Source organism: Pseudomonas sp. Y24-6, assembly GCF_020295325.1.
GTDB classification, from domain to species: domain Bacteria; phylum Pseudomonadota; class Gammaproteobacteria; order Pseudomonadales; family Pseudomonadaceae; genus Aquipseudomonas; species Aquipseudomonas gregormendelii.
Map to the genome: position 1 here is coordinate 268557 of NZ_JACBXG010000002.1, position 21331 is coordinate 289887.

At 60.7% G+C, this 21331-nt stretch carries 21 protein-coding genes and 1 pseudogene; 15 read left to right on the plus strand and 7 right to left on the minus strand.

From position 1 onward, the window contains the following. Nucleotides 1-170: 170 nt before the first annotated feature. Nucleotides 171-1547 (plus strand): annotated as a pseudogene (locus tag HYI44_RS04970) (phosphomannomutase/phosphoglucomutase); the annotation flags it as partial. A 39-nt stretch (nt 1548-1586) separates the two neighbouring features. Next, on the plus strand, nt 1587-2492 hold the full coding sequence (gene argB, locus HYI44_RS04975) for an acetylglutamate kinase (RefSeq protein WP_045059191.1): 906 nt from the start codon (nt 1587-1589) through the stop codon (nt 2490-2492). Nucleotides 2493-2593: 101 nt separating this feature from the next. Here argB and pyrE read toward each other — a convergent pair whose 3' ends face one another. Further along, nucleotides 2594-3238 (minus strand): orotate phosphoribosyltransferase, encoded by a 645-nt coding sequence (gene pyrE, locus HYI44_RS04980; protein ID WP_045059192.1) that lies wholly within the window; start codon nt 3236-3238, stop codon nt 2594-2596. 82 nt (nt 3239-3320) lie between these two features. Between pyrE and HYI44_RS04985 the strand changes: the two genes are divergently transcribed. Beyond that, on the plus strand, nt 3321-4100 hold the full coding sequence (locus tag HYI44_RS04985; protein WP_007934608.1) for an exodeoxyribonuclease III: 780 nt from the start codon (nt 3321-3323) through the stop codon (nt 4098-4100). An 86-nt stretch (nt 4101-4186) separates the two neighbouring features. Here HYI44_RS04985 and HYI44_RS04990 read toward each other — a convergent pair whose 3' ends face one another. Together HYI44_RS04990 and rph are read right to left on the minus strand one after the other, a co-directional pair. Beyond that, nucleotides 4187-4555, minus strand: a complete 369-nt coding sequence (locus HYI44_RS04990) for a DUF4870 domain-containing protein (RefSeq protein ID WP_045059193.1) — start codon at nt 4553-4555, stop codon at nt 4187-4189. A gap of 29 nt (nt 4556-4584) precedes the next feature. Further along, complete coding sequence (gene rph / locus HYI44_RS04995) at nt 4585-5307, minus strand: ribonuclease PH (RefSeq protein ID WP_010465211.1); 723 nt, start codon at nt 5305-5307, stop codon at nt 4585-4587. 271 nt (nt 5308-5578) lie between these two features. Between rph and HYI44_RS05000 the strand changes: the two genes are divergently transcribed. The 6 genes from HYI44_RS05000 (at nt 5579) to HYI44_RS05025 (ending at nt 10887) form a co-directional block, all read left to right on the plus strand. Beyond that, nucleotides 5579-6442, plus strand: coding sequence for a YicC/YloC family endoribonuclease (locus HYI44_RS05000; protein ID WP_122840985.1), 864 nt, complete (start codon nt 5579-5581; stop codon nt 6440-6442). 13 nt (nt 6443-6455) lie between these two features. Further along, complete coding sequence (gmk, locus tag HYI44_RS05005; protein ID WP_122840984.1) at nt 6456-7076, plus strand: guanylate kinase; 621 nt, start codon at nt 6456-6458, stop codon at nt 7074-7076. Between the two features lie 167 nt (nt 7077-7243). Next, complete coding sequence (rpoZ, locus tag HYI44_RS05010) at nt 7244-7507, plus strand: DNA-directed RNA polymerase subunit omega (RefSeq protein WP_007894670.1); 264 nt, start codon at nt 7244-7246, stop codon at nt 7505-7507. Between the two features lie 57 nt (nt 7508-7564). Beyond that, nucleotides 7565-9670: a bifunctional GTP diphosphokinase/guanosine-3',5'-bis pyrophosphate 3'-pyrophosphohydrolase gene (gene spoT, locus HYI44_RS05015; protein WP_045059196.1), complete on the plus strand. Its 2106-nt coding sequence runs from the start codon at nt 7565-7567 to the stop codon at nt 9668-9670. A 25-nt stretch (nt 9671-9695) separates the two neighbouring features. After that, nucleotides 9696-10076, plus strand: a complete 381-nt coding sequence (locus HYI44_RS05020; protein ID WP_003437778.1) for a RidA family protein — start codon at nt 9696-9698, stop codon at nt 10074-10076. Between the two features lie 70 nt (nt 10077-10146). Further along, nucleotides 10147-10887: a hypothetical protein gene (locus HYI44_RS05025; RefSeq protein ID WP_122840982.1), complete on the plus strand. Its 741-nt coding sequence runs from the start codon at nt 10147-10149 to the stop codon at nt 10885-10887. A 106-nt stretch (nt 10888-10993) separates the two neighbouring features. Here HYI44_RS05025 and HYI44_RS05030 read toward each other — a convergent pair whose 3' ends face one another. Then, the gene (locus tag HYI44_RS05030) at nt 10994-11851 is read right to left on the minus strand and encodes an SDR family oxidoreductase (protein WP_122840981.1); all 858 of its coding nucleotides are present in this window, start codon (nt 11849-11851) and stop codon (nt 10994-10996) included. A gap of 188 nt (nt 11852-12039) precedes the next feature. On the opposite strand from HYI44_RS05030, the gene exbB reads away from it, so the two are divergent. The 6 genes from exbB to HYI44_RS05060 all read left to right on the plus strand — a co-directional run bounded on the left by exbB (nt 12040) and on the right by HYI44_RS05060 (nt 18867). After that, nucleotides 12040-13017, plus strand: coding sequence for a tonB-system energizer ExbB (exbB, locus tag HYI44_RS05035; protein ID WP_225568894.1), 978 nt, complete (start codon nt 12040-12042; stop codon nt 13015-13017). A 6-nt stretch (nt 13018-13023) separates the two neighbouring features. Next, nucleotides 13024-13452 carry a TonB system transport protein ExbD gene (gene exbD / locus HYI44_RS05040; protein WP_045057822.1) on the plus strand — a complete coding sequence of 143 codons (429 nt, stop codon included), beginning with the start codon at nt 13024-13026 and terminating at the stop codon, nt 13450-13452. Further along, nucleotides 13449-14198, plus strand: coding sequence for an energy transducer TonB (locus tag HYI44_RS05045; RefSeq protein ID WP_045057821.1), 750 nt, complete (start codon nt 13449-13451; stop codon nt 14196-14198). Before exbD ends, HYI44_RS05045 begins: the two co-directional genes overlap by 4 nt. Nucleotides 14199-14373: 175 nt before the next feature. After that, on the plus strand, nt 14374-15303 hold the full coding sequence (locus HYI44_RS05050; protein WP_045057820.1) for a hydrogen peroxide-inducible genes activator: 930 nt from the start codon (nt 14374-14376) through the stop codon (nt 15301-15303). 9 nt (nt 15304-15312) lie between these two features. Then, nucleotides 15313-17388: an ATP-dependent DNA helicase RecG gene (gene recG, locus HYI44_RS05055; protein ID WP_225568895.1), complete on the plus strand. Its 2076-nt coding sequence runs from the start codon at nt 15313-15315 to the stop codon at nt 17386-17388. Nucleotides 17389-17466: 78 nt separating this feature from the next. Beyond that, nucleotides 17467-18867 carry an aminoacyl-tRNA deacylase and HDOD domain-containing protein gene (locus HYI44_RS05060; protein WP_225568896.1) on the plus strand — a complete coding sequence of 467 codons (1401 nt, stop codon included), beginning with the start codon at nt 17467-17469 and terminating at the stop codon, nt 18865-18867. 124 nt (nt 18868-18991) lie between these two features. On the opposite strand, the gene HYI44_RS05065 is transcribed toward HYI44_RS05060, so the two are convergent. The 3 genes from HYI44_RS05065 to HYI44_RS05075 form a co-directional block, all read right to left on the minus strand. Continuing rightward, entirely contained in the window at nt 18992-19375 is a 384-nt protein-coding gene (locus tag HYI44_RS05065) for a helicase (protein WP_225568897.1), read from the minus strand. A gap of 329 nt (nt 19376-19704) precedes the next feature. Next, nucleotides 19705-19980: an HU family DNA-binding protein gene (locus tag HYI44_RS05070; protein ID WP_003195589.1), complete on the minus strand. Its 276-nt coding sequence runs from the start codon at nt 19978-19980 to the stop codon at nt 19705-19707. Between the two features lie 192 nt (nt 19981-20172). Then, nucleotides 20173-21321, minus strand: coding sequence for an NAD(P)/FAD-dependent oxidoreductase (locus HYI44_RS05075; protein ID WP_122840976.1), 1149 nt, complete (start codon nt 21319-21321; stop codon nt 20173-20175). Nucleotides 21322-21331: the final 10 nt, after the last annotated feature.

Genomic DNA, 21331 nt, shown 5'->3' on the forward strand with positions numbered 1-21331 from the left:
GCCGGCCAAATGCTCTCTGATAGCGCGGTCATGGCCTTTTCGCACCACGAACTCTCTGTGGAAAACGCCGTCATACCCTTCAGTTTGAACCGGCCAACGAATATTTCGCAGGCCAGTCCAGCCACTTTCGAGATGGAGCATTTCTACAGATGAGCAACCCAGCCCAAGTCGCACCGAAATTCCCCGACAGCATTTTCCGCGCCTACGACATTCGCGGCACTGTCCCGGAATTTCTCAACGCTGAGACCGCTTATTGGCTCGGCCGCGCCATCGGAGCCCAGAGCCTGGCGCAAAACGAGCCCAATGTTTCGGTCGGCCGCGATGGTCGCCTGTCGGGCCCTGAGTTGGTCGAACAATTGATCAAGGGCCTGGCTGACAGCGGCTGCCACGTCAGCGACGTAGGCCTGGTACCGACGCCTGCGCTGTACTACGCAGCCAACGTACTGGCTGGCAAATCCGGAGTAATGCTGACGGGTAGCCATAACCCGTCGAACTACAACGGCTTCAAGATCGTCATCGCTGGCGATACCCTGGCCAACGAGCAAATCCAGGCCCTGCATGACCGCCTCAAGACCAACAACCTGACCAGCGGCAAAGGCAGCATCACCCAGGTCGAAATTCTCGATCGCTACAACACCGAAATCGTCCAGGACATCAAGCTGGCCCGCCGCCTGAAAGTTGTCGTGGACTGCGGTAATGGCGCCGCCGGCGTGATCGCCCCGCAACTGATCGAAGCGCTGAACTGTGAAGTGATCCCGCTGTTCTGCGAAGTAGACGGCAACTTCCCGAACCACCATCCGGACCCGGGCAAGCCTGAAAACCTCATCGACCTGATCGCCAAGGTCAAGGAAACCAACGCCGACCTGGGCCTGGCTTTCGACGGCGATGGCGACCGCGTTGGCGTAGTGACCAACACCGGCAGCATCGTCTATCCGGACCGCCTGTTGATGCTGTTTGCCCGCGACGTGCTGGAGCGCAACCCTGACGCCGAGATCATCTTCGACGTCAAATGCACCCGTCGCCTGACGCCGCTGATCAAGGAGTATGGCGGTCGTCCGTTAATGTGGAAGACCGGTCATTCGTTGATCAAAAAGAAAATGAAACAAACCGGCGCCCTGTTGGCCGGTGAAATGAGCGGGCACATCTTCTTCAAGGAGCGCTGGTTCGGTTTTGACGACGGCATCTACAGCGCCGCGCGTCTGCTGGAGATCCTCAGCAAGGAAAAATCCACGGCGGAAGAGCTGTTCGCGACCTTCCCGAACGATATTTCCACGCCTGAAATCAATATCCATGTGACCGAAGAGAGCAAATTCAGCATCATTGATGCATTGCACGACGCGAAGTGGGGTGAAGGCGCCGACCTGACCACCATCGACGGCGTGCGAGTCGACTACGCCAAAGGCTGGGGCCTGGTGCGCGCATCCAATACCACACCGGTGCTGGTGCTGCGCTTCGAGGCCGATGACGAGGCTGAACTGCAGCGCATCAAGGACGTATTCAAAGTCCAGCTGAAGCGTGTTGCACCTGATCTCCAACTACCGTTTTGATTTATTGAAGCGCCATTTATCGAAGTGCCGGAGCCCTGAATGACCCTCGAACGCGAAGCCGCCGCCAATACCGCCAAGGTCCTGTCCGAAGCGTTGCCTTACATCCGCCGCTATGTCGGCAAGACGCTGGTGATCAAATACGGCGGCAACGCGATGGAGAGCGAGGAGCTGAAAACCGGCTTCGCCCGCGACATCGTGCTGATGAAAGCCGTAGGTATCAACCCGGTGGTCGTGCATGGCGGCGGCCCGCAAATCGGCGATCTGCTCAAGCGTCTGTCGATCGAGAGCCACTTCATCGATGGCATGCGCGTGACCGACGCGCAAACCATGGACGTTGTTGAGATGGTCCTCGGCGGGCAGGTCAACAAGGACATCGTCAATCTGATCAACCGTCATGGCGGCAGCGCTATCGGCCTGACCGGTAAAGACGCCGAGCTGATTCGTGCGAAGAAACTCACCGTCACCCGCCAGACGCCGGAGATGACCCAACCGGAAATCATCGACATCGGCCAGGTAGGCGAAGTCGTCGGGATCAACACCGACTTGCTGAACCTGCTGGTCAAAGGCGATTTCATCCCGGTGATCGCCCCTATCGGCGTCGGTGCCAACGGCGAGTCTTACAACATCAATGCTGACCTGGTGGCCGGCAAGGTGGCCGAAGCGCTGAAGGCCGAGAAGCTGATGCTGCTGACCAACATCGCGGGCCTGATGGACAAATCGGGCACGGTCCTCACCGGCCTGACAACCCAACAGGTCGACGAGCTGATCGCGGACGGCACGATCTACGGTGGCATGCTGCCGAAGATTCGCTGTGCGCTGGAAGCAGTCCAGGGCGGGGTCGGCAGTTCGCTGATCATCGACGGTCGGGTGCCGAATGCCATCCTGCTGGAGATCTTCACCGATACTGGCGTTGGCACTCTGATCAGCAATCGCAAGCGTCCGTAAGCGATAGCACACACAAAAAGACCCCGCTCGGCCTGGCTGAGCGGGGTCTTTTTTTGCCTGCAATCCCTGCTGGATTTGTAGAACCCTTTGTCGGAGCTGCGCTACACGCCGAATTGGGCGCGATACGCTTCCACGGCTGGCAAATGCTGCTTGAGCTGCGGGTCGTCCGCCAAAAACTCCAGCACCTGGTTCAGCGAAACGATGCTGATCACCGCAATACCGAAGTCACGCTCAACTTCCTGAATCGCTGACAACTCACCATTGCCCCGCTCCTGACGGTTCAGCGCAATCAATACGCCGGCCGCCTTGGCACCGTCCTGGGAAGCGATGATCTGCATCACTTCGCGGATCGCGGTGCCGGCGGTGATCACGTCGTCGATGATCAGCACTTCGCCCGTCAATGGCGCACCGACCAGGCTACCGCCTTCGCCGTGAGCCTTGGCTTCCTTGCGGTTAAAGCACCATGGCAGGTCACGGTCATGGTGCTCGGCCAGGGCCACGGCAGTGGTGGCCGCCAAAGGGATGCCCTTGTAGGCCGGACCGAACAGCACGTCGAACGAAATACCGCTCTCAATGATGGCCGCCGCATAGAAACGACCCAGCTGCGCCAGGGCCGAGCCCGAATTGAACAGGCCGGCATTGAAGAAGTAAGGACTGGTGCGCCCGGACTTCAGGGTGAACTCGCCGAAGCGCAAAACGCCGCGATCGATGGCAAAACGAATGAAATCGCGCTGATACGCTTGCATGAAAAAAACCCCAAATACCACGGATTTAGCTAATTAGGTTGACGCCGTGTATCATACACGCACGCGATTTTTGGGGCCATTTATGCGGATCATCAGTGTGAACGTCAATGGTATTCAGGCTGCAGTGGAGCGAGGGTTGCTCAGTTGGCTGCAAGCACAGAATGCCGACGTCATCTGCCTGCAGGACACCCGCGCCTCCGCCTTTGAACTGGACGATCCAGCCTTCCAACTGGATGGCTACTTCCTTTATGCCTGCGAAGCCGAAGTTCCCGCCCAGGGTGGCGTGGCTTTGTATTCGCGGTTGCAGCCGAAGGCAGTCATCAGCGGTCTCGGTTTCGAGACGGCCGACCGCTACGGGCGCTACCTGCAAGCCGATTTCGACAAGGTCAGCATCGCGACCTTGCTGCTCCCTTCGGGGCAGAACGGCGATGAAGACTTGAACCAGAAGTTCAAGCTAATGGACGATTTCGCCCGTTATCTGGATAAACAGCGGCGCAAACGTCGCGAGTACATTTATTGTGGCTCGCTGTACGTGGCGCAACAGAAGCTGGATATCAAGAACTGGCGCGACAGCCAGCAATCCCCGGGTTTCCTGGCGCCTGAGCGTGCCTGGATGGACGAGATTGTCGGTAACATGGGTTATGTCGACGCCCTGCGCGAAGTCAGCCGCGAAGGCGACCAGTACAGCTGGTGGCCGGACAACGAACAAGCTGAAATGCTCAACCTCGGCTGGCGTTTCGACTACCAGCTGCTGACCCCGGGCCTACGCCGCTTCGTACGCAGCGCACGCCTGCCGCGTCAGCCACGGTTCTCGCAGCACGCACCGCTGATCGTGGACTACGACTGGACGCTGACTATCTAGGCGTCGTTTCGCAGACACAAAAAAGCCGACAGCGATGTCGGCTTTTTTGTGCGCAATGATTTTCAATGTGGGAGCTGTGTTGATCGTTATTTGATCAAACGCCAGGTAAAGGGATACCGGTAAGGCAGCCCTTCATTGGCTTTGACGCCAGCAATGATCGTCAGCACCAAGGCACCGATTGCCACCAGCCCCAACAGGAAGAACCCGACAATCACCACCATCAACAGAAAACAGATAGCCGATGCAATGGCGACGGTGATCTGGAAGTTCAGCGCCTCCTTGCCCTGCGCATCGACGAACGGGTCCATTTCACGTTTCATCTGCCAAAGAATCAGCGGGCCGATGAGCGTGCCAAATGGAATCCATATCCCCAGCAGGGCGGACAGGTGACAAAACATCGCCCATTGCCGAACTTCCTTGCTCGGGACGGGAAGCAGCTGTTGTTCGTCACTCATGGCGTCCTCCTTGCTGGGAACGGGTCCGATCAGTCGGCCAATGCAGCTTTCTGCAGTTCGAAGATTTCGGTCATGCCTTTCTTCGCCAGTTCCAGCATAGCGTTCAACTCTTCTGGCTGGAATGGCGCGCCTTCAGCAGTGCCCTGCACCTCGATGAAGCCACCGGTGCTGGTCATTACCACGTTCAGGTCAGTCTCGGCAGCCGAGTCTTCCAGGTAGTCGAGGTCGAGCACAGGCTCGCCCTGGTACATGCCAACCGAAACGGCAGCGATCATCTGCTTGAGCGGGTCGCCGCCCTTGAGGCCGCCGCGTTTCTTGATGACTTTCAGGGCATCGACCAGCGCGACCATGGCGCCGGTGATGGATGCGGTGCGAGTGCCACCGTCGGCCTGGATGACGTCGCAATCGACGTACAGGGTCACGTCGCCCAGCTTGGACATGTCCAGCGAAGCGCGCAGCGAGCGACCGATCAGACGCTGGATTTCCAGGGTGCGACCGCCTTGTTTGCCGCGGCTCGCTTCACGCTGGTTACGTTCGCCAGTGGCCCGTGGCAGCATGCCGTATTCGGCGGTCAGCCAGCCCTGGCCCTGACCCTTGAGAAAGCGCGGCACGCCGTTTTCGACGCTGACCGTGCAGATGACCTTGGTATCACCAAACTCGACCAGCACAGAACCCTCGGCGTGTTTGGTGTAGTTGCGGGTAATGCGGATCGAGCGGAGCTGATCGGCAGCGCGACCACTTGGACGTTTCATAGGGAATACCTGTACTGGGGACGGAAAACTGCCGAGCATTATAGAGCCGCGCGCCGGGCGTGGGCACTTCTAAAAAATCCGCCCGACGATTGAGGCACTGACTCAAGCTTAGAACAGTGCTTTACCGACGGCCTGCAGCTCTTTGTCACGCGGTGTGTTTGGGCCCATACGCCCCACTGCGCTACAATCCTGCGCCTTTGCTGCCTGTCGGCTTAAATTCATAGATAGCGGGTTCTGGGTAACGCTGGGATCTGCATTGCGAGGTACCTCCATGGTGCACAGCATGACCGCTTTCGCCCGCGTCGAAAAAGCCGGCACCCAGGGTACCCTGAGCTGGGAGCTGCGCTCGGTCAACAGCCGCTACCTGGAACCGCATCTGCGCCTGCCGGAGTCGTTCCGCGACCTCGAAGGCGCGGTCCGCGAGTCGCTGCGACAGGGCCTGTCCCGGGGCAAGCTGGAGTGCACCCTGCGCTTCACCGAAGAAAACACCGATAAACCCCTGCAAGTAGATCGCGAGCGCGCCGCCCAACTGGTTGCCGCCGCCGAGACCATCGCCGGCCTGATCAAGAATCCGGCGGCGCTGAACCCGCTGGAAGTGCTGGCCTGGCCCGGCGTACTGGTGGGCAACGCGGACGACCCGCAAGCGTTGAACGCCGAGGCACTGGCGCTGTTCAACGAAGGCCTCAAGGAACTCAAGGCCGGCCGTGAGCGCGAAGGCGCGGAATTGGCACGCTTGATCAACGAACGCCTGAGCGCGATTGAAGGCGACGTCGTGACCCTGCGCGAACTGGTCCCGCAGATGCTCGCCACCCAGCGCCAAAAAGTCCTCGACCGCTTCGCCGACATGAAAGCCGAGATGGACCCTCAGCGCCTGGAGCAGGAAATGGTCATGCTCGCTCAAAAGAGCGACGTCGCCGAAGAACTGGACCGCTTGAGCACTCACATCATCGAAGTTCGCCGGGTGCTCAAATCCGGTGGCGCGGCCGGTCGGCGCCTGGACTTCCTGATGCAGGAACTCAACCGCGAGGCCAACACATTAGGCTCCAAGGCCTTCGACCCGCGCAGCACGCAGGCTGCGGTCAACCTCAAAGTGTTGATCGAGCAGATGCGCGAACAAGTGCAGAATATTGAGTAAGGCTACCCCTGACATGACCCACAGCACCGGCACCCTGTACATCATTTCCGCCCCTTCGGGCGCGGGCAAGAGCAGCCTGGTCAAGGCCCTCACCGACGCCGACCAGGATATCCGCGTCTCCGTCTCCCACACCACCCGCGCCATGCGCCCGGGTGAAGTGGACGGCGTGAACTATCACTTCGTCTCGCGCGAAGCATTCGTGAAGATGGGTGAACATGGTGACTTCCTGGAGCGCGCCGAAGTGTTCGGCAATCTCTATGGCACCTCGCAGAGCCATCTGCAGCAAACCCTGGACGCAGGTCACGACCTGATTCTGGAGATTGACTGGCAAGGCGCCGAACAAGTGCGCAAGTTGATGCCCCAGGCGCGCTCGATCTTCATCCTGCCGCCCTCCCTGGAGGCCTTGCACCAGCGCCTGACCAATCGCGGCCAGGACAGTGACGAGATTATTGCTGGGCGGATGCGTGAAGCCGTCAGCGAGATGAGCCACTACGTGGAATACGACTACCTCATCATTAACGACAATTTCGCCCATGCGCTGGACGATTTGAAAGCGATTTTCCGGGCCAACCAGCTGCATCAGAAGCGTCAGCAGCAGCGCAATGGAAAACTTTTGGCCGAATTGCTCGGCTAAACAGCTCTTCCCAAAACCGCTGCGGGGGCTTTACATTGGCACTTGCAGCGCGTTGAAGAGCTTGGTCAAAAAATCAGCGCTTCCCTAAACGCTGGTGATTTTTTAAACTGTTGAGTCCGCTCGCCCAACCGGGCAGCGCGCATATTGCATTCGCTCCGAGGAATACCATGGCCCGCGTAACCGTTGAAGACTGCCTGAACCACGTGGAAAACCGCTTTGAGCTGGTCATGCTGTCCACCAAGCGTGCCCGTCAACTGGCCACCGGCGGCAAAGAGCCTCTGGTCCAGTGGGAAAACGACAAGCCTACCGTTGTAGCCCTGCGTGAAATCGCGGAAGGCTTGATGAGCTACGAGTTCATTGCCAACGCTGAAATCGTCGAAGACGAACCGCTGTTCGCAGCGTTCGAGGACGAGTCCAACGAGGCCGTCTAAGCCTATGCCTGGTCGACGTAGCACGGCGCGGGGTCACAGCGAACGGCAGGAGTCATCATGCCGAGCATAGACGCCCTCGCCGATCGCTTATCGACCTATCTTGGCAAGGACCAGGTCAACCTGGTCCGCCGAGCGTACTTCTACGCCGAACAAGCCCACGATGGCCAACGCCGACGCAGTGGCGAGGCGTACGTCACGCACCCCCTCGCGGTGGCGAATATTCTTGCCGACATGCATATGGACCATCAGAGCCTGATGGCGGCCATGCTGCATGACGTGATCGAAGACACCGGTATTGCCAAGGAAGCGCTGCAAGCGCAGTTCGGCGAAACCGTGGCCGAACTGGTCGACGGGGTCAGCAAACTGACCCAGATGAACTTCGAGACCAAAGCTGAAGCCCAGGCGGAAAACTTCCAGAAGATGGCCATGGCCATGGCTCGGGACATCCGCGTCATCCTGGTCAAGCTGGCCGACCGCCTGCACAACATGCGCACGCTGGAAGTGCTGTCCGGCGAAAAACGCCGGCGCATCGCCAAGGAAACCCTGGAAATCTATGCACCCATTGCCAATCGGCTGGGCATGCATGCCATCCGCATAGAATTCGAAGACCTCGGCTTCAAGGCCATGCACCCGATGCGTTCTGCGCGGATCTACCAGGCGGTCAAGCGCGCCCGGGGCAATCGCAAGGAAATCGTCAACAAGATCGAAGAGTCGCTGAGCCATTGCCTGGCGATCGACGAGATTCAGGGCGAAGTCAGCGGCCGCCAGAAACACCTTTATGGCATCTACAAGAAAATGCGCGGCAAGCGTCGGGCCTTCAACGAGATCATGGACGTGTATGCGTTCCGGATCATCGTCGACAAGGTGGATACCTGCTACCGCGTGTTGGGTGCTGTTCATAATTTGTACAAACCGCTGCCTGGACGCTTCAAGGACTACATCGCGATTCCCAAGGCCAACGGTTATCAGTCGCTGCACACAACGTTGTTCGGCATGCATGGCGTACCAATCGAGATCCAGATCCGCACCCGCGAAATGGAAGAGATGGCCAACAACGGCATCGCTGCCCATTGGCTGTACAAATCCAGCGGCGACGAGCAGCCAAAAGGCACTCACGCCCGCGCGCGGCAGTGGGTAAAGGGCGTGCTGGAAATGCAGCAACGCGCCGGCAACTCGCTGGAATTCATTGAGAGCGTGAAGATCGACCTGTTCCCGGACGAGGTCTACGTGTTTACGCCCAAAGGCCGGATCATGGAGCTGCCCAAAGGCTCCACGGCGGTCGACTTCGCCTACGCGGTGCACACCGACGTAGGTAACAGCTGCATTGCCTGCCGGATCAATCGTCGTCTCGCACCGCTGTCCGAACCGCTGCAAAGCGGCTCCACGGTCGAGATCGTCAGTGCTCCCGGTGCTCGGCCGAATCCGGCGTGGCTCAATTTCGTGGTGACCGGCAAGGCGCGAACGCACATCCGCCATGCGCTGAAACTGCAACGCCGCTCCGAATCCATCAGCCTGGGCGAACGCCTGCTGAACAAGGTACTCAACGGCTTCGACAGCTCGCTGGAAAAAGTCCCGGCCGAACGGGTCAAGGCGATGCTCACGGAGTACCGTCTCGAACTGATCGAAGACCTGCTCGAAGACATCGGCCTGGGCAATCGCATGGCTTACGTAGTCGCCCGACGCCTGCTAGGCGAAGGCGAGCAATTGCCAAGCCCGGAAGGCCCGCTGGCGATCCGCGGCACCGAAGGCCTGGTACTCAGCTATGCCAAGTGCTGCACGCCGATCCCGGGCGACCCGATTGTCGGTCACCTGTCGGCGGGCAAAGGCATGGTCGTGCACCTGGACAACTGCCGCAACATCAGCGAAATCCGCCATAACCCGGAAAAATGCATCCAGCTTTCGTGGGCCAAGGACGTCACCGGGGAATTCAACGTCGAGCTGCGCGTCGAGCTGGAACACCAGCGCGGCCTGATCGCGCTGCTGGCCAGCAGCGTGAACGCGGCCGACGGCAATATCGAGAAAATCAGCATGGACGAACGCGATGGTCGCATCAGCGTGGTCCAACTGGTGGTCAGCGTGCACGACCGCGTGCACCTGGCCCGTGTGATCAAGAAACTGCGCGCATTGACCGGGGTGATTCGCATCACTCGCATGCGCGCCTAAGCCAACCTATTACAAGGAGTCATTCATGACCAAGACTGTTATCACCAGCGACAAGGCCCCGGCTGCCATCGGTACTTACTCCCAGGCGATCAAGGCTGGCAACACCGTCTACATGTCGGGTCAAATTCCGCTGGACCCAAAAACCATGGAACTGGTTGAAGGCTTCGAAGCCCAGACCATTCAGGTATTCGAGAACCTGAAGTCTGTCGCTGAAGCAGCGGGCGGTTCGTTCAAGGACATCGTCAAGCTGAACATCTTCCTGACCGACCTGAGCCACTTTGCCAAGGTCAACGAGATCATGGGCAAGTACTTCGAGCAGCCTTACCCTGCCCGCGCCGCCATTGGCGTGGCCGCCCTGCCAAAGGGTTCGCAGGTTGAAATGGATGCCATTCTGGTCATCGAGTAATGCATCTGGCGCAGCCTCCCAAGGCTGCGCCGCTGATGTCGTAAAGAAAGCGTTCTGAAAGGATTCCACCATGCGCCATGCGCTAGCCCTCTCGCTGGTCGCCCTGTTCCTGGGCGGATGTGCCAGCAACCCTGCCGATCGTGACATCAGCGGCACCTGGATCAATCAGGTGGCCATCGATGCAGCCGCCAAAGGCAGCCCATTACGTGAAGCGCTCCAGGCTTATGGCCCGAATCTGGAATGGGACGTTAACACCAGGGCCGCACAGGCTCGCTACACCAACGGTTTTGAAAACGTCGACGGCAAGTTGCTCGGCGAAGAGTCCGGCGCCTGGAAAGTCGATTTTTATGGCAGCTCTGCCAGCGTGCTCAAGCGTGACGGCAAGCAACTGAGCCAGGCCGCCAGCGACAATGAACCCGAGCAGGTCTTTGACCGCGCGGTGATCCCTGTGCCGGAAGGCGCACCGCTGGGCGCCAGTTTCGAGCGTGCGCTGTATACCGCCTACATGGGTGGCAGCTGGCAGGTCGTCAGTGGCCCAGGGGAAGGCAATACCGTGCAGTTCCAGGCCGATGGCCAAGTGGCCGGCCTGCCCGGCGCCGATCGCTACGCCCTGTGCCTGGCGGGTGATTGCGCGTCGATGAGCGGCGGCAACGACAACATGTGGCTGCAACAGAATGGCCAGGGCAACACCTGGATTTTTGCGCGCAAGGGCAAGGAAATGGAGATTTTCCAGGCCACCAACACTGCCAGGGAAGACGAGATGCCCCAGTTCACACCGGGCGAGCGCAAGTGGTTGCTCGAAAAGCAGTAACACCGCGAAACCTTGCAGGAGCCGGCTTGCTGGCGATAGCGTCCGTCCAGCCAATGAACCCATTGCCTGATCCAGCGCATTCGCCAGCAAGCCGGCACCCAAAAAGTCAGCAGCGACCCTCAAGAATCGCCGCATACCCCTCACGATAACTCGGGTACTTCGGCTCCCAGCCCAGAGCTTTCGCTCGCGCATTACTGCACCGCTTGCTCCCCGCCCGACGCACGCTCGCGTCCTCGGCCCATTCGGTCACACCCAGATACTCGCGCAACCAGCCCACCACCTCGGCAAGCGGCGCCGGTGAGTCATCGACACCGATATAGATGTCATCGAGGCCCACACCCTGCTGATCCTGTTCCAGCAGAAACGCCAGCAACCCCGCCGCATCGTCGGCGTGGATCCGGTTGCCATACAACGGCGGGTCGATCGCTACGCGATAGCCGCGACGAACCTGGGTCAGCAGCCACTCACGGCCCGGACCATAAATACCGGTCAGGCGCACGACACTCGCGGGAATGCCGCTCTGGAGCGCTACTTGCTCCGCCTCCAGCATCAGCCGGCCGGAATAACCGCCAGCTACGGTGGGTGACGTTTCATCGACCCAGTCCCCGTCCTGCTGGCCATAAACACTGCTACTGGAAACAAACAGCAGTCGATCCGGCACCTGCCCATAGTCGTCCAGCCAGCTCAGTACATTCTGCAAACCCTGCACGTAAGCAGCGCGGTAGCCCGCCTCATCGTGATCGGTGGCTGCGGCGCAATACACCAGGTAATCCACCGCACCAATCGGCCAGGTCGCCGGGCAGTCTTCGTTAAACAAGTCACCGGCCACGCCAATCACGCCCTCAGGCAAACGAGAAACATCCCGGCGCAGACCGTGAACTTCCCAGCCGCGAGCCAGCAATTGCGTGGCCAGGCGGCTACCCACATCACCGCAACCGGCAATCAAAACAGAAGGCGCGGACATCAGAAAACTCCTCTGGCAAAGGCACAGACTAGCGTCGGCAAAGGACGAGCGGCTAGTAATGCAGGAAAAAAGATACTCTATTACTTTTGTTAACAAGAATTACTTGCAATAATGCCCGCCACTTTTGTTCTCGGCCTCGCGAGGCCTGGAAGAACATTTACCGTCTTTCTCTCTCAGGTCCGGCCAGCATGACACGCAATCAATCTCCCGCTTCGCCAACCAAACGACCTCGCGCCTGGAGCGCAATGGCTGCACTGTTGCTCAGCGTAATGCTGGTCCCGACTGCTGCTTACGCCGACGCCCAGTCGCCTGCCACCCCGGCAGCCGCCGAGGCACCTGCAGCCGCGCCGGCTCCCGATGCCCCGGCCACCACACCGGTTGTCACCGACCCGGCCCAGGCAGTAGACACCACAGCCGCAGGCGCTCCGGAAGTACTTGAAGCCGACAACACCCTGGGCATGGCCCACGACCTGTCGCCATGGGGCATGTACCAGAACGCCGACATCATCGTGAAAATCGTGATGATCGGCCTGGCCATCGCGTCGATCATCACCTGGACCATCTGGATCGCCAAGGGTTTCGAGCTGATGGGCGCCAAGCGTCGTCTGCGCAGTGAAATCGTCCACCTGAAAAAGGCCACCACCCTCAAGGAAGCCAGCGCCACGGCGACCAAGCCAGGCACGCTCGCCAATGTACTGGTGCATGACGCCCTGGAAGAGATGCGCCTGTCGGTCAACAGCCGCGAAAAAGAAGGTATCAAGGAGCGCGTCGCGTTTCGCCTAGAGCGCCTGGTCGCGGCCTGCGGTCGCAACATGAGCAGCGGCACCGGCGTGCTTGCCACCATCGGTTCCACCGCGCCATTCGTCGGCCTGTTCGGCACCGTGTGGGGCATCATGAACAGCTTCATCGGCATCGCCAAAACCCAGACCACCAACCTTGCAGTAGTGGCACCCGGCATCGCCGAAGCCCTCCTGGCCACGGCATTGGGCCTGGTTGCAGCGATTCCTGCGGTCGTGATCTACAACGTCTTCGCCCGCTCCATCGCCGGTTACAAGGCACAAGTCTCGGATGCCTCGGCTGAAGTCCTGCTGCTGGTCAGCCGCGACCTCGATCACCTGCCGACCACCGAGCGCTCCGCGCAACCCCACGTGGTCAAAGTAGGGTAATCAGCCATGGGCTTGCATTTGAAAGAAGGCGCAGACGACGATCTGGCCGAGAATCACGAAATCAACGTCACGCCGTTTATCGACGTGATGCTGGTGCTGCTGATCATCTTCATGGTGGCCGCTCCCCTGGCTACCGTGGACATTAAGGTCGACCTGCCAGCCTCCAGCGCAAAACCTGCACCAAGGCCGGAAAAACCGGTGTTCCTCAGCGTAAAGGCTGATCAACGCCTGTTCCTGGGCGAAGACGAAGTGAAGGCCGAAGCACTGGGCGCCACTCTGGACGCCCGGACCAAAGGCAAAAAAGACACGACCATCTTCTTCCAGGCCGACAAGGGCGTGGACTACGGCGACCTGATGAGCGTGATGGACGCCCTGCGCGCCGCCGGCTACCTGAAGGTTGGCCTGGTGGGTCTTGAGACGGCAGCCAAAAAATGATCACGACGCGCCATAAGCTGACGCGTTACAGCGGGAGCCTGGCCGTGGTGCTGGGCGTGCACGCGCTGGCCATCGCGCTGGCACTGAACTGGACCTCGCGCCAGCCGATCCCATTGCCGCCCCAGGCAATGATGGTCGAGTTGGCGCCAGTACCGGCCCCGCCACCACCGGCCCCGCCGAAAGTGATAACGCCGCCACAACCACCGGCACCGGTGGAAGAACTGCCGATCCCGAAACTGGCTGAAGCGCCAAAGGCCGAGATCACCGTACCCAAGCCGGTAAAACCCAAGCCCAAACCGCAACCGCCAAAGCCTGTGGAGAAGAAACCGGAACCGCCGAAGGAGAAGCCTTCCGAGGAAAAACCGGCTGACGCTCAACCGACCCAGGCACCCACGGAGAAATCCGCACAACCGGCACCTGGACCATCACCGGCGCAGCAAGCGGCCAAGGCCAGCTGGCAAAACACCCTGCTCGCTCACCTGGCCAAGTACAAAAAGTACCCGGCCAGCGCTCAGGCCAGGGGCAAGACCGGCGTTAACCGCCTGCGGTTCGTGGTAGATGCCGAAGGCAACGTGTTGTCATTCGAACTGGTGGGTGCATCCGGCAATGCCGATCTGGATCGCGCTACTCTGGAAATGATCCGCCGCGCCCAACCGCTGCCCAAGCCACCTGCGGACATGGTGAAAAACGGCCCGATTGAACTCTATGCGCCTTTCGTCTACTCGCTGGAAAAGGGTCGCCGCTAAGCAACCCTGAAACCCTGTAGGAGCGAGCTTGCTCGCGATGGAATCGAACGATAACGCTTGAAGACTGACACCCCGCAGCGGTCTCAGGTTTTTCGCGAGCAAGCTCGCTCCTACATAACGTGCGTCTATCGATTGCAGCCGGTATGCTTGGCGCGCAACTTCATGGACGCCTGCTATGACCCTCACAGAATTACGCTACATCGTTACTCTCGCCCAGGAGCAGCACTTCGGCCATGCCGCCGAGCGTTGCCACGTCAGTCAACCGACCTTGTCGGTAGGCGTGAAGAAGCTTGAGGACGAACTCGGTGTGCTGATTTTCGAGCGCAGCAAAAGTGCCGTGCGCCTCACGCCAGTCGGCGAGGGCATTGTCGCCCAGGCGCAGAAAGTGCTGGAGCAGGCACAAGGCATCCGTGAACTGGCCCAGGCCGGCAAGAACCAGCTGACGGCCCCACTGAAAGTCGGCGCCATCTACACCGTCGGGCCCTACCTGTTTCCGCACCTGATTCCACAACTGCACCGGGTCGCCCCGCAGATGCCGTTGTACATCGAAGAAAACTTCACCCACATCCTGCGCGACAAGCTGCGCAACGGCGAGCTCGACGCGATCATCATCGCCCTGCCGTTCAACGAAGCGGACGTGCTGACCCTGCAGCTCTACGACGAGCCGTTCTACGTCCTGATGCCGGCCCAGCACCCATGGACGCAAAAAGAATCCATCGACGCCGCCCTGCTCAACGACAAGAGCCTGCTGCTGTTAGGTGAAGGTCACTGCTTCCGCGACCAGGTGCTGGAAGCCTGCCCGACCCTGGCCAATGGCAAGGACGGCGCCAAACACACCACCGTGGAATCCAGCTCCCTGGAAACCATCCGCCATATGGTCGCCTCCGGCCTGGGCATTTCGATCCTGCCGCTCTCGGCCGTGGACAGTCACCACTACGCTCCCGGCGTGCTCGAAGTGCGCCCACTGACGCCACCGGTGCCTTTCCGCACGGTAGCCATCGCCTGGCGCGCCAGCTTTCCACGTCCCAAAGCGATTGAGATCCTCGCTGACTCGATTCGCCTGTGCTCGGTCGCCAAGCCGCCAGCGCCGGTCGTTGCCGGCTAAGCCGCTGCCATGACCGAGTTGTCGCAAGTGTCGGTGACGGCACTCAAGGGTGTTGGCGAAGCCATGGCCGAGAAGCTCGCCAAGGTCGGCCTGGAGAACCTCCAGGACGTGCTGTTTCACCTGCCGTTGCGCTATCAGGACCGCACTCGCGTAGTCCCGATCGGCCACTTGCGCCCTGGCCAGGACGCCGTGATCGAAGGTACCGTCAGCGGTGCCGATGTGGTCATGGGCCGCCGCCGCAGCCTGGTCGTTCGGCTGCAGGATGGAACGGGTGGACTCAGCCTGCGCTTCTACCATTTCAGCAACGCCCAGAAAGAAGGACTCAAGCGTGGCACACGGATTCGCTGTTACGGCGAAGCGCGGCCTGGTGCCTCGGGGCTGGAGATCTACCACCCGGAGTATCGCGCCATCACCGGTGACGAGCCGCCGCCGGTCGATGAAACCCTGACCCCGGTCTACCCGCTCACCGAAGGCCTGACCCAGCAGCGTCTGCGCCAACTGTGCATGCAGACCCTGACGCTGCTGGGACCCAGCAGCCTGCCCGACTGGCTGCCGACCGAACTGGCCCGGGACTATCAACTCGCCCCGCTGGCCGACGCGATCCGCTACCTGCATCACCCGCCCGCCGATGCCGATGTCGACGAACTCGCGCTAGGGCATCACTGGGCCCAGCACCGGCTGGCCTTCGAAGAATTGCTGACCCATCAACTGTCCCAGCAGCGCCTGCGCGAAAGCATGCGCTCGCTGCGCGCACCGGCGATGCCCAAGGCGACAAAACTGCCGGCCAGTTACCTGGCCAATCTCGGCTTCGCGCCGACCGGTGCCCAGCAACGAGTCGGCAATGAAATCGCCTACGACCTCAGCCAGCACGAGCCCATGCTGCGCCTGATCCAGGGTGACGTTGGCGCGGGCAAAACCGTAGTCGCCGCCCTGGCCGCCCTGCAGGCACTGGAAGCCGGCTATCAGGTCGCGCTGATGGCCCCCACCGAGATCCTCGCCGAGCAGCATTTCATCACCTTCAAGCGCTGGCTCGAACCGCTGGGCATCGAAGTCGCGTGGCTGGCCGGCAAGCTCAAGGGCAAAAACCGCGTGGCTGCGCTGGAGCAGATCGCCAGCGGCACCCCGATGGTGGTGGGCACCCACGCACTGTTCCAGGACGAAGTGCAGTTCAAGAACCTGGCACTGGTGATCATCGACGAACAGCATCGATTCGGCGTGCAGCAACGCCTGGCACTGCGGCAAAAAGGCGTCGGCGGGCGCATGTGCCCACACCAGTTGATCATGACCGCCACGCCGATCCCGCGCACCTTGGCCATGAGCGCCTACGCCGACCTCGATACGTCGGTCCTCGACGAGCTGCCTCCCGGGCGCACCCCGGTAAACACTGTGTTGATCACTGACACCCGGCGCGTGGAGGTGATTGAGCGGGTTCGTGGGGCCTGCGCCGAAGGTCGGCAGGCCTACTGGGTCTGCACGCTGATCGAAGAATCGGAAGAGCTGACCTGCCAGGCCGCCGAAACTACCTACGAAGACCTCACCGCCGCCCTCGGCGAGCTCAAGGTCGGGTTGATTCACGGGCGCATGAAGCCTGTGGAAAAAGCCGCAGTCATGGCCGAATTCAAGGCCGGCAACCTGCAGTTGCTGGTGGCGACCACGGTCATTGAAGTGGGCGTCGACGTACCGAACGCCAGCCTGATGATCATTGAAAACCCCGAGCGCCTGGGTCTCGCGCAACTTCATCAGTTGCGCGGTCGAGTCGGCCGGGGCAGCGCCGCCAGCCACTGCGTGCTGCTGTATCACCCGCCGCTGTCGCAGATCGGCCGCCAGCGCCTGGGCATCATGCGCGAAACCAACGACGGCTTTGTCATCGCCGAAAAAGACCTTGAGCTACGCGGCCCCGGCGAAATGCTCGGCACCCGCCAGACCGGCCTGCTGCAGTTCAAGGTCGCCGATTTGATGCGCGATGCCGACCTGCTTCCCGCCGTGCGCGACGCGGCGCAGGCGCTGCTTGAGCGGTGGCCGGATCACGTCAGCCCGTTGCTGGATCGCTGGTTGCGTCATGGGCAGCAATACGGCCAAGTGTGAGCACCGTCGCAGTTTCCGGACCACCGTGTTAAACATGATGGTTATACTCTTGCAACTGTTTGAGAACGGATCCAAACCATGATCGACGCTGCCCTCGCTCCCGAAACCCCGCACGCTACGTCTGCAGTTCGGCTGCTGCTGGGCAAGCTGGACATAGCCTTTGATGAAGTCCTCGACCACCACGGCCTGAATGCTGCGCGCAAAGTGCAGGCAGTGCTGCTGGACGATGCCGTCGGCTCGCTCATGGTGCTGTTCCCGCAAAGCCAGCTGCTGGACCTCAATCGCCTCGCCGAGCTCACCGGCCGCCGCCTCACTGCGGTTTCGCCTGAGCGCCTGGAGCGCCTGCTCGGTAAGCACAACCAGAGCCTGTTGCCCGGCTTGCCTTCGCTCACTGCTGCACCGTGCCTTTACGAAGACAGCTTGCTGCGCGAACCCAAGTTGCTGATCAATTCGGGCGTACCGGGCGTGCTGCTGGAAATAGCCTGCGACGATTTCAAGACCCTGCTGAGCAAGGCCAGCGCCGCCCGCTTCGGTGAGGCGCTAACCAGCATCCGTCCAAACCTCGACCGCCCCGACGACGACCGCGAGGAAATCACCCAGGCCGTCCAGGCCTTCACGGCGCGACGCATTCAGCAACGACTGGAAGCCACCATCGAAATCCCGCCGCTGGCTTCGACGGCACAAAAAATCATCAAGCTGCGGGTCGACCCCAACGCCACCATCGACGACATCACCAGCGTCGTAGAGACCGACCCGGCCCTGGCCGCGCAAGTCGTCAGTTGGGCAGCGTCGCCGTACTATGCCTCGCCGGGCAAGATTCGTTCAGTGGAAGACGCTATAGTGCGGGTGCTGGGTTTCGACCTGGTGATCAACCTGGCGCTGGGCCTGGCCCTGGGCAAAACCATGAGCCTGCCCAAAGATCACCCGCAACAAGCAACACCTTATTGGCAACAGTCGATCTACACCGCCGCCGTCATCGAAGGCCTGACCCGAGCCATGCCCCGCGCACAGCGTCCGGAAGCCGGCCTCACCTACCTGGCCGGCCTGCTGCACAACTTCGGCTATCTGCTGCTGGCGCATGTATTCCCGCCGCACTTCTCGCTGATCTGCCGCCACCTGGAAGTCAACCCGCATCTGTCCCATAGCTACATCGAGCAACACCTGCTGGGCATTACCCGCGAGCAAATCGGCGCCTGGCTGATGCGCTACTGGGACATGCCCGACGAACTGGCCACCGCCCTGCGCTTCCAGCATGACCCAAGCTACGACGGCGTCTACGCCGAGTACCCGAACCTGGTGTGCCTGGCCGTGCGCCTGCTGCGCAGCCGCGGCATCGGCTCAGGTCCGGTCGAGGAAATCCCCGACGCCCTGCTGGACCGCCTGGGCCTGAGCCGCGAGAAGGCCAATGATGTGACCAGTAAAGTGCTGGATGCGGAAGTGTTGTTGCGTGAACTGGCTTCGCAATTCGGCCAGCCCTGAAAGTGATCGCGAGCAAGCTTTGCCCCCACACAGGGTGATTCACAATCCTGTGGGAGCAAGGCTTGCCCGCGATGGGCTCAACTCGGTCTGAAGTGTTGTAACGCTCCCAAGCTATCAATGCGTCTCAAACCTTCGCTTTGGCCTTGCGCGGTTTCAAGTACTTGGTCAAACCCTGGAACCAGATCACCAGCGCCGGGTTGCCCTTGATCTGGATCGACTTGTCCTGAATCCCCGTCATGAACGCCAATTGCTTATTCTTCGCCTGCATGGTCGCGAAGCCATAGGCAGCGTCTTTAAATGCAATCGCAAACGCCGGCTCGGGATACACACCGGACGTGCTGGTAATGCGCTGATCCTTCACGCGAAAGTGCCGGGCCACTTTTCCGTCCAGTGTCTGTAGCTGAAAGACCAGATCCTTGTCCCCCAACTGCTGTTGGAACGCAGGATTTTTCCTACTGGCCTTGGCCATCAACAAACCCAGCATCCACAGAAGAAAACGAAATTTCATGCGCACAGCCTCAAGAGAAAAATGAACGGCCGGCGCAGTGTAGCGGCTTCATCCAGGAACGCCACCATCGCGTAACTTTAGCGGAAGATGACCCTATTTTTGACGCCAATGACTACCAAGTCACCAATGAAAACCCCCTGTAGGAGCTGCCGAAGGCCGCGATCCTTTGATGTTAAGCCCCACAACTCTTTGGGCTTTTCCGATCTCCGGACTACAGACCGCCATGCCCGACACCACTCACCCGCGCCCCATAAAAAAAGGGCACCCGATCTAATCGGCATGCCCTTTTTCCAACGCCCCTCCCGGTTCACCCAAGGAGTTCGTCGCAATTACGGATTAACGCTGTCCTTCAACGATTTGCCTGGCTTGAACGCAACAGTATTGCTGGCCTTGATTTTGACTGGCTCACCGGTTTGCGGGTTTTTGCCGGTGCGGGCGCCGCGGTGGCGTTGCAGGAAGGTGCCGAAGCCCACCAGCGTGACGCTGTCCTTGCGGTGCAGAGCGCCGGTGATTTCTTCGAGAACGGCGTTGAGGACGCGGTTGGCCTGCTCTTTGGTGAGATCTGCTTTTTCAGCGATTGCTGCGGCGAGGTCTGGTTTACGCATTAGTGAAGCCCCTTTGACGGTTTTTTGTTGTTATGTCCGTGCTGTTCTCGTTGGAACAGCGCCAAAAGCGCCGCAGGTGCTCTACTCTGCGGCAGACGGGAGTGAGAATGGCACGCAGCGGGGTGCCGCGCCAGTCTCGGCGCGACGTTTGTGGGGGCAAAAGCGGGGTGATTCCGACAGAACGACCAGTATTTACGCCAGCAGTGCCGGAAGCTCTTTGTTCAGTGCCAATTTTTCCATGACTGCCGCGCCTGTGAGGGCGTAACCGAGCAGTTTTCCACCAGCATCGCGGCACAGTGCCTTGATGTCTGCGCCCTGCCCTTCGACGGTCCAGACGCCTTCCACACCGCGCGGTGGCGGGGAAACGACCAAGGGGCAGACGGGGGTTTTGACAGTGATCGGCATCGCGCCATAGTTGACGGTCGTGGGATTGCCGGCCAGGGTCTGGGCCAGTGCTCTGGCGCAGCTCATGAGGGGCATTACGTACAGCAGGTTCAGCCCATCGACCTCGGCGCAGTCGCCCAGGGCGTAGATGTTGGCGTGGGAGGTCTGCAGGTGGCGGTCGACGACCACGCCCCGATTGACCTGCACGCCAGCCGCTGCGGCCAGGTCGATGCGCGGGCGCAAGCCGATGGCCGAGACCACCAGGTCGCAGGGGATCACCTGGCCATCGGACAGGTGCGCTTCCAGCCCGTCCGTCACGCGTTGCAGGCGGTTGAGCACAGGGCCGAGATGGAAGCGTGCACCGAGGCTTTCCAGGCCGGCCTGAACCGCAGCAGCGGCGGCGGGATGCAGCAAAGTGGGCATGACCTGTTCGCACGGGGCGACCAGTTGCACCTCGTAGCCACCGAGCATCAGGTCGTTGGCAAATTCGCAGCCGATCAGCCCGGCGCCCAGCAGCAATACCCGGCGCTTGCCGACAGCGGCTGCACGAAAGCGCGCGTAGTCTTCCAGGTCATTGATCGGGAACACGCAGTCTGCGGCATCCCCTTCGATGGGTACACGCACGGTTTCTGCGCCCCAGGCCAGCACCAGGTCGCGGTACATCACCGACTCTTCGCCGATCCACAGACGCTTGTGGCCCGGGTCGATGCCGCTGATGCGCGTATGGGTGCGCACCTCGGCCTTCAGCTGCTCGGCCATGGCGCCTGGCTCGGACATGCTCAGGCCATCGGCGTCCTTGTTTTTGCCGAAGCCGGTGGAGAGCATCGGCTTGGAGTAGGAACGTCCGTCATCTGCGGTAATCAGCAGCAGCGGGGTTTCGCCATCGAGTTTGCGAAACTCCCGGGCCAGGTTGTAGCCAGCCAGCCCGGTGCCTACGATCACGACAGGTGCGTTCATTCTCTACTCC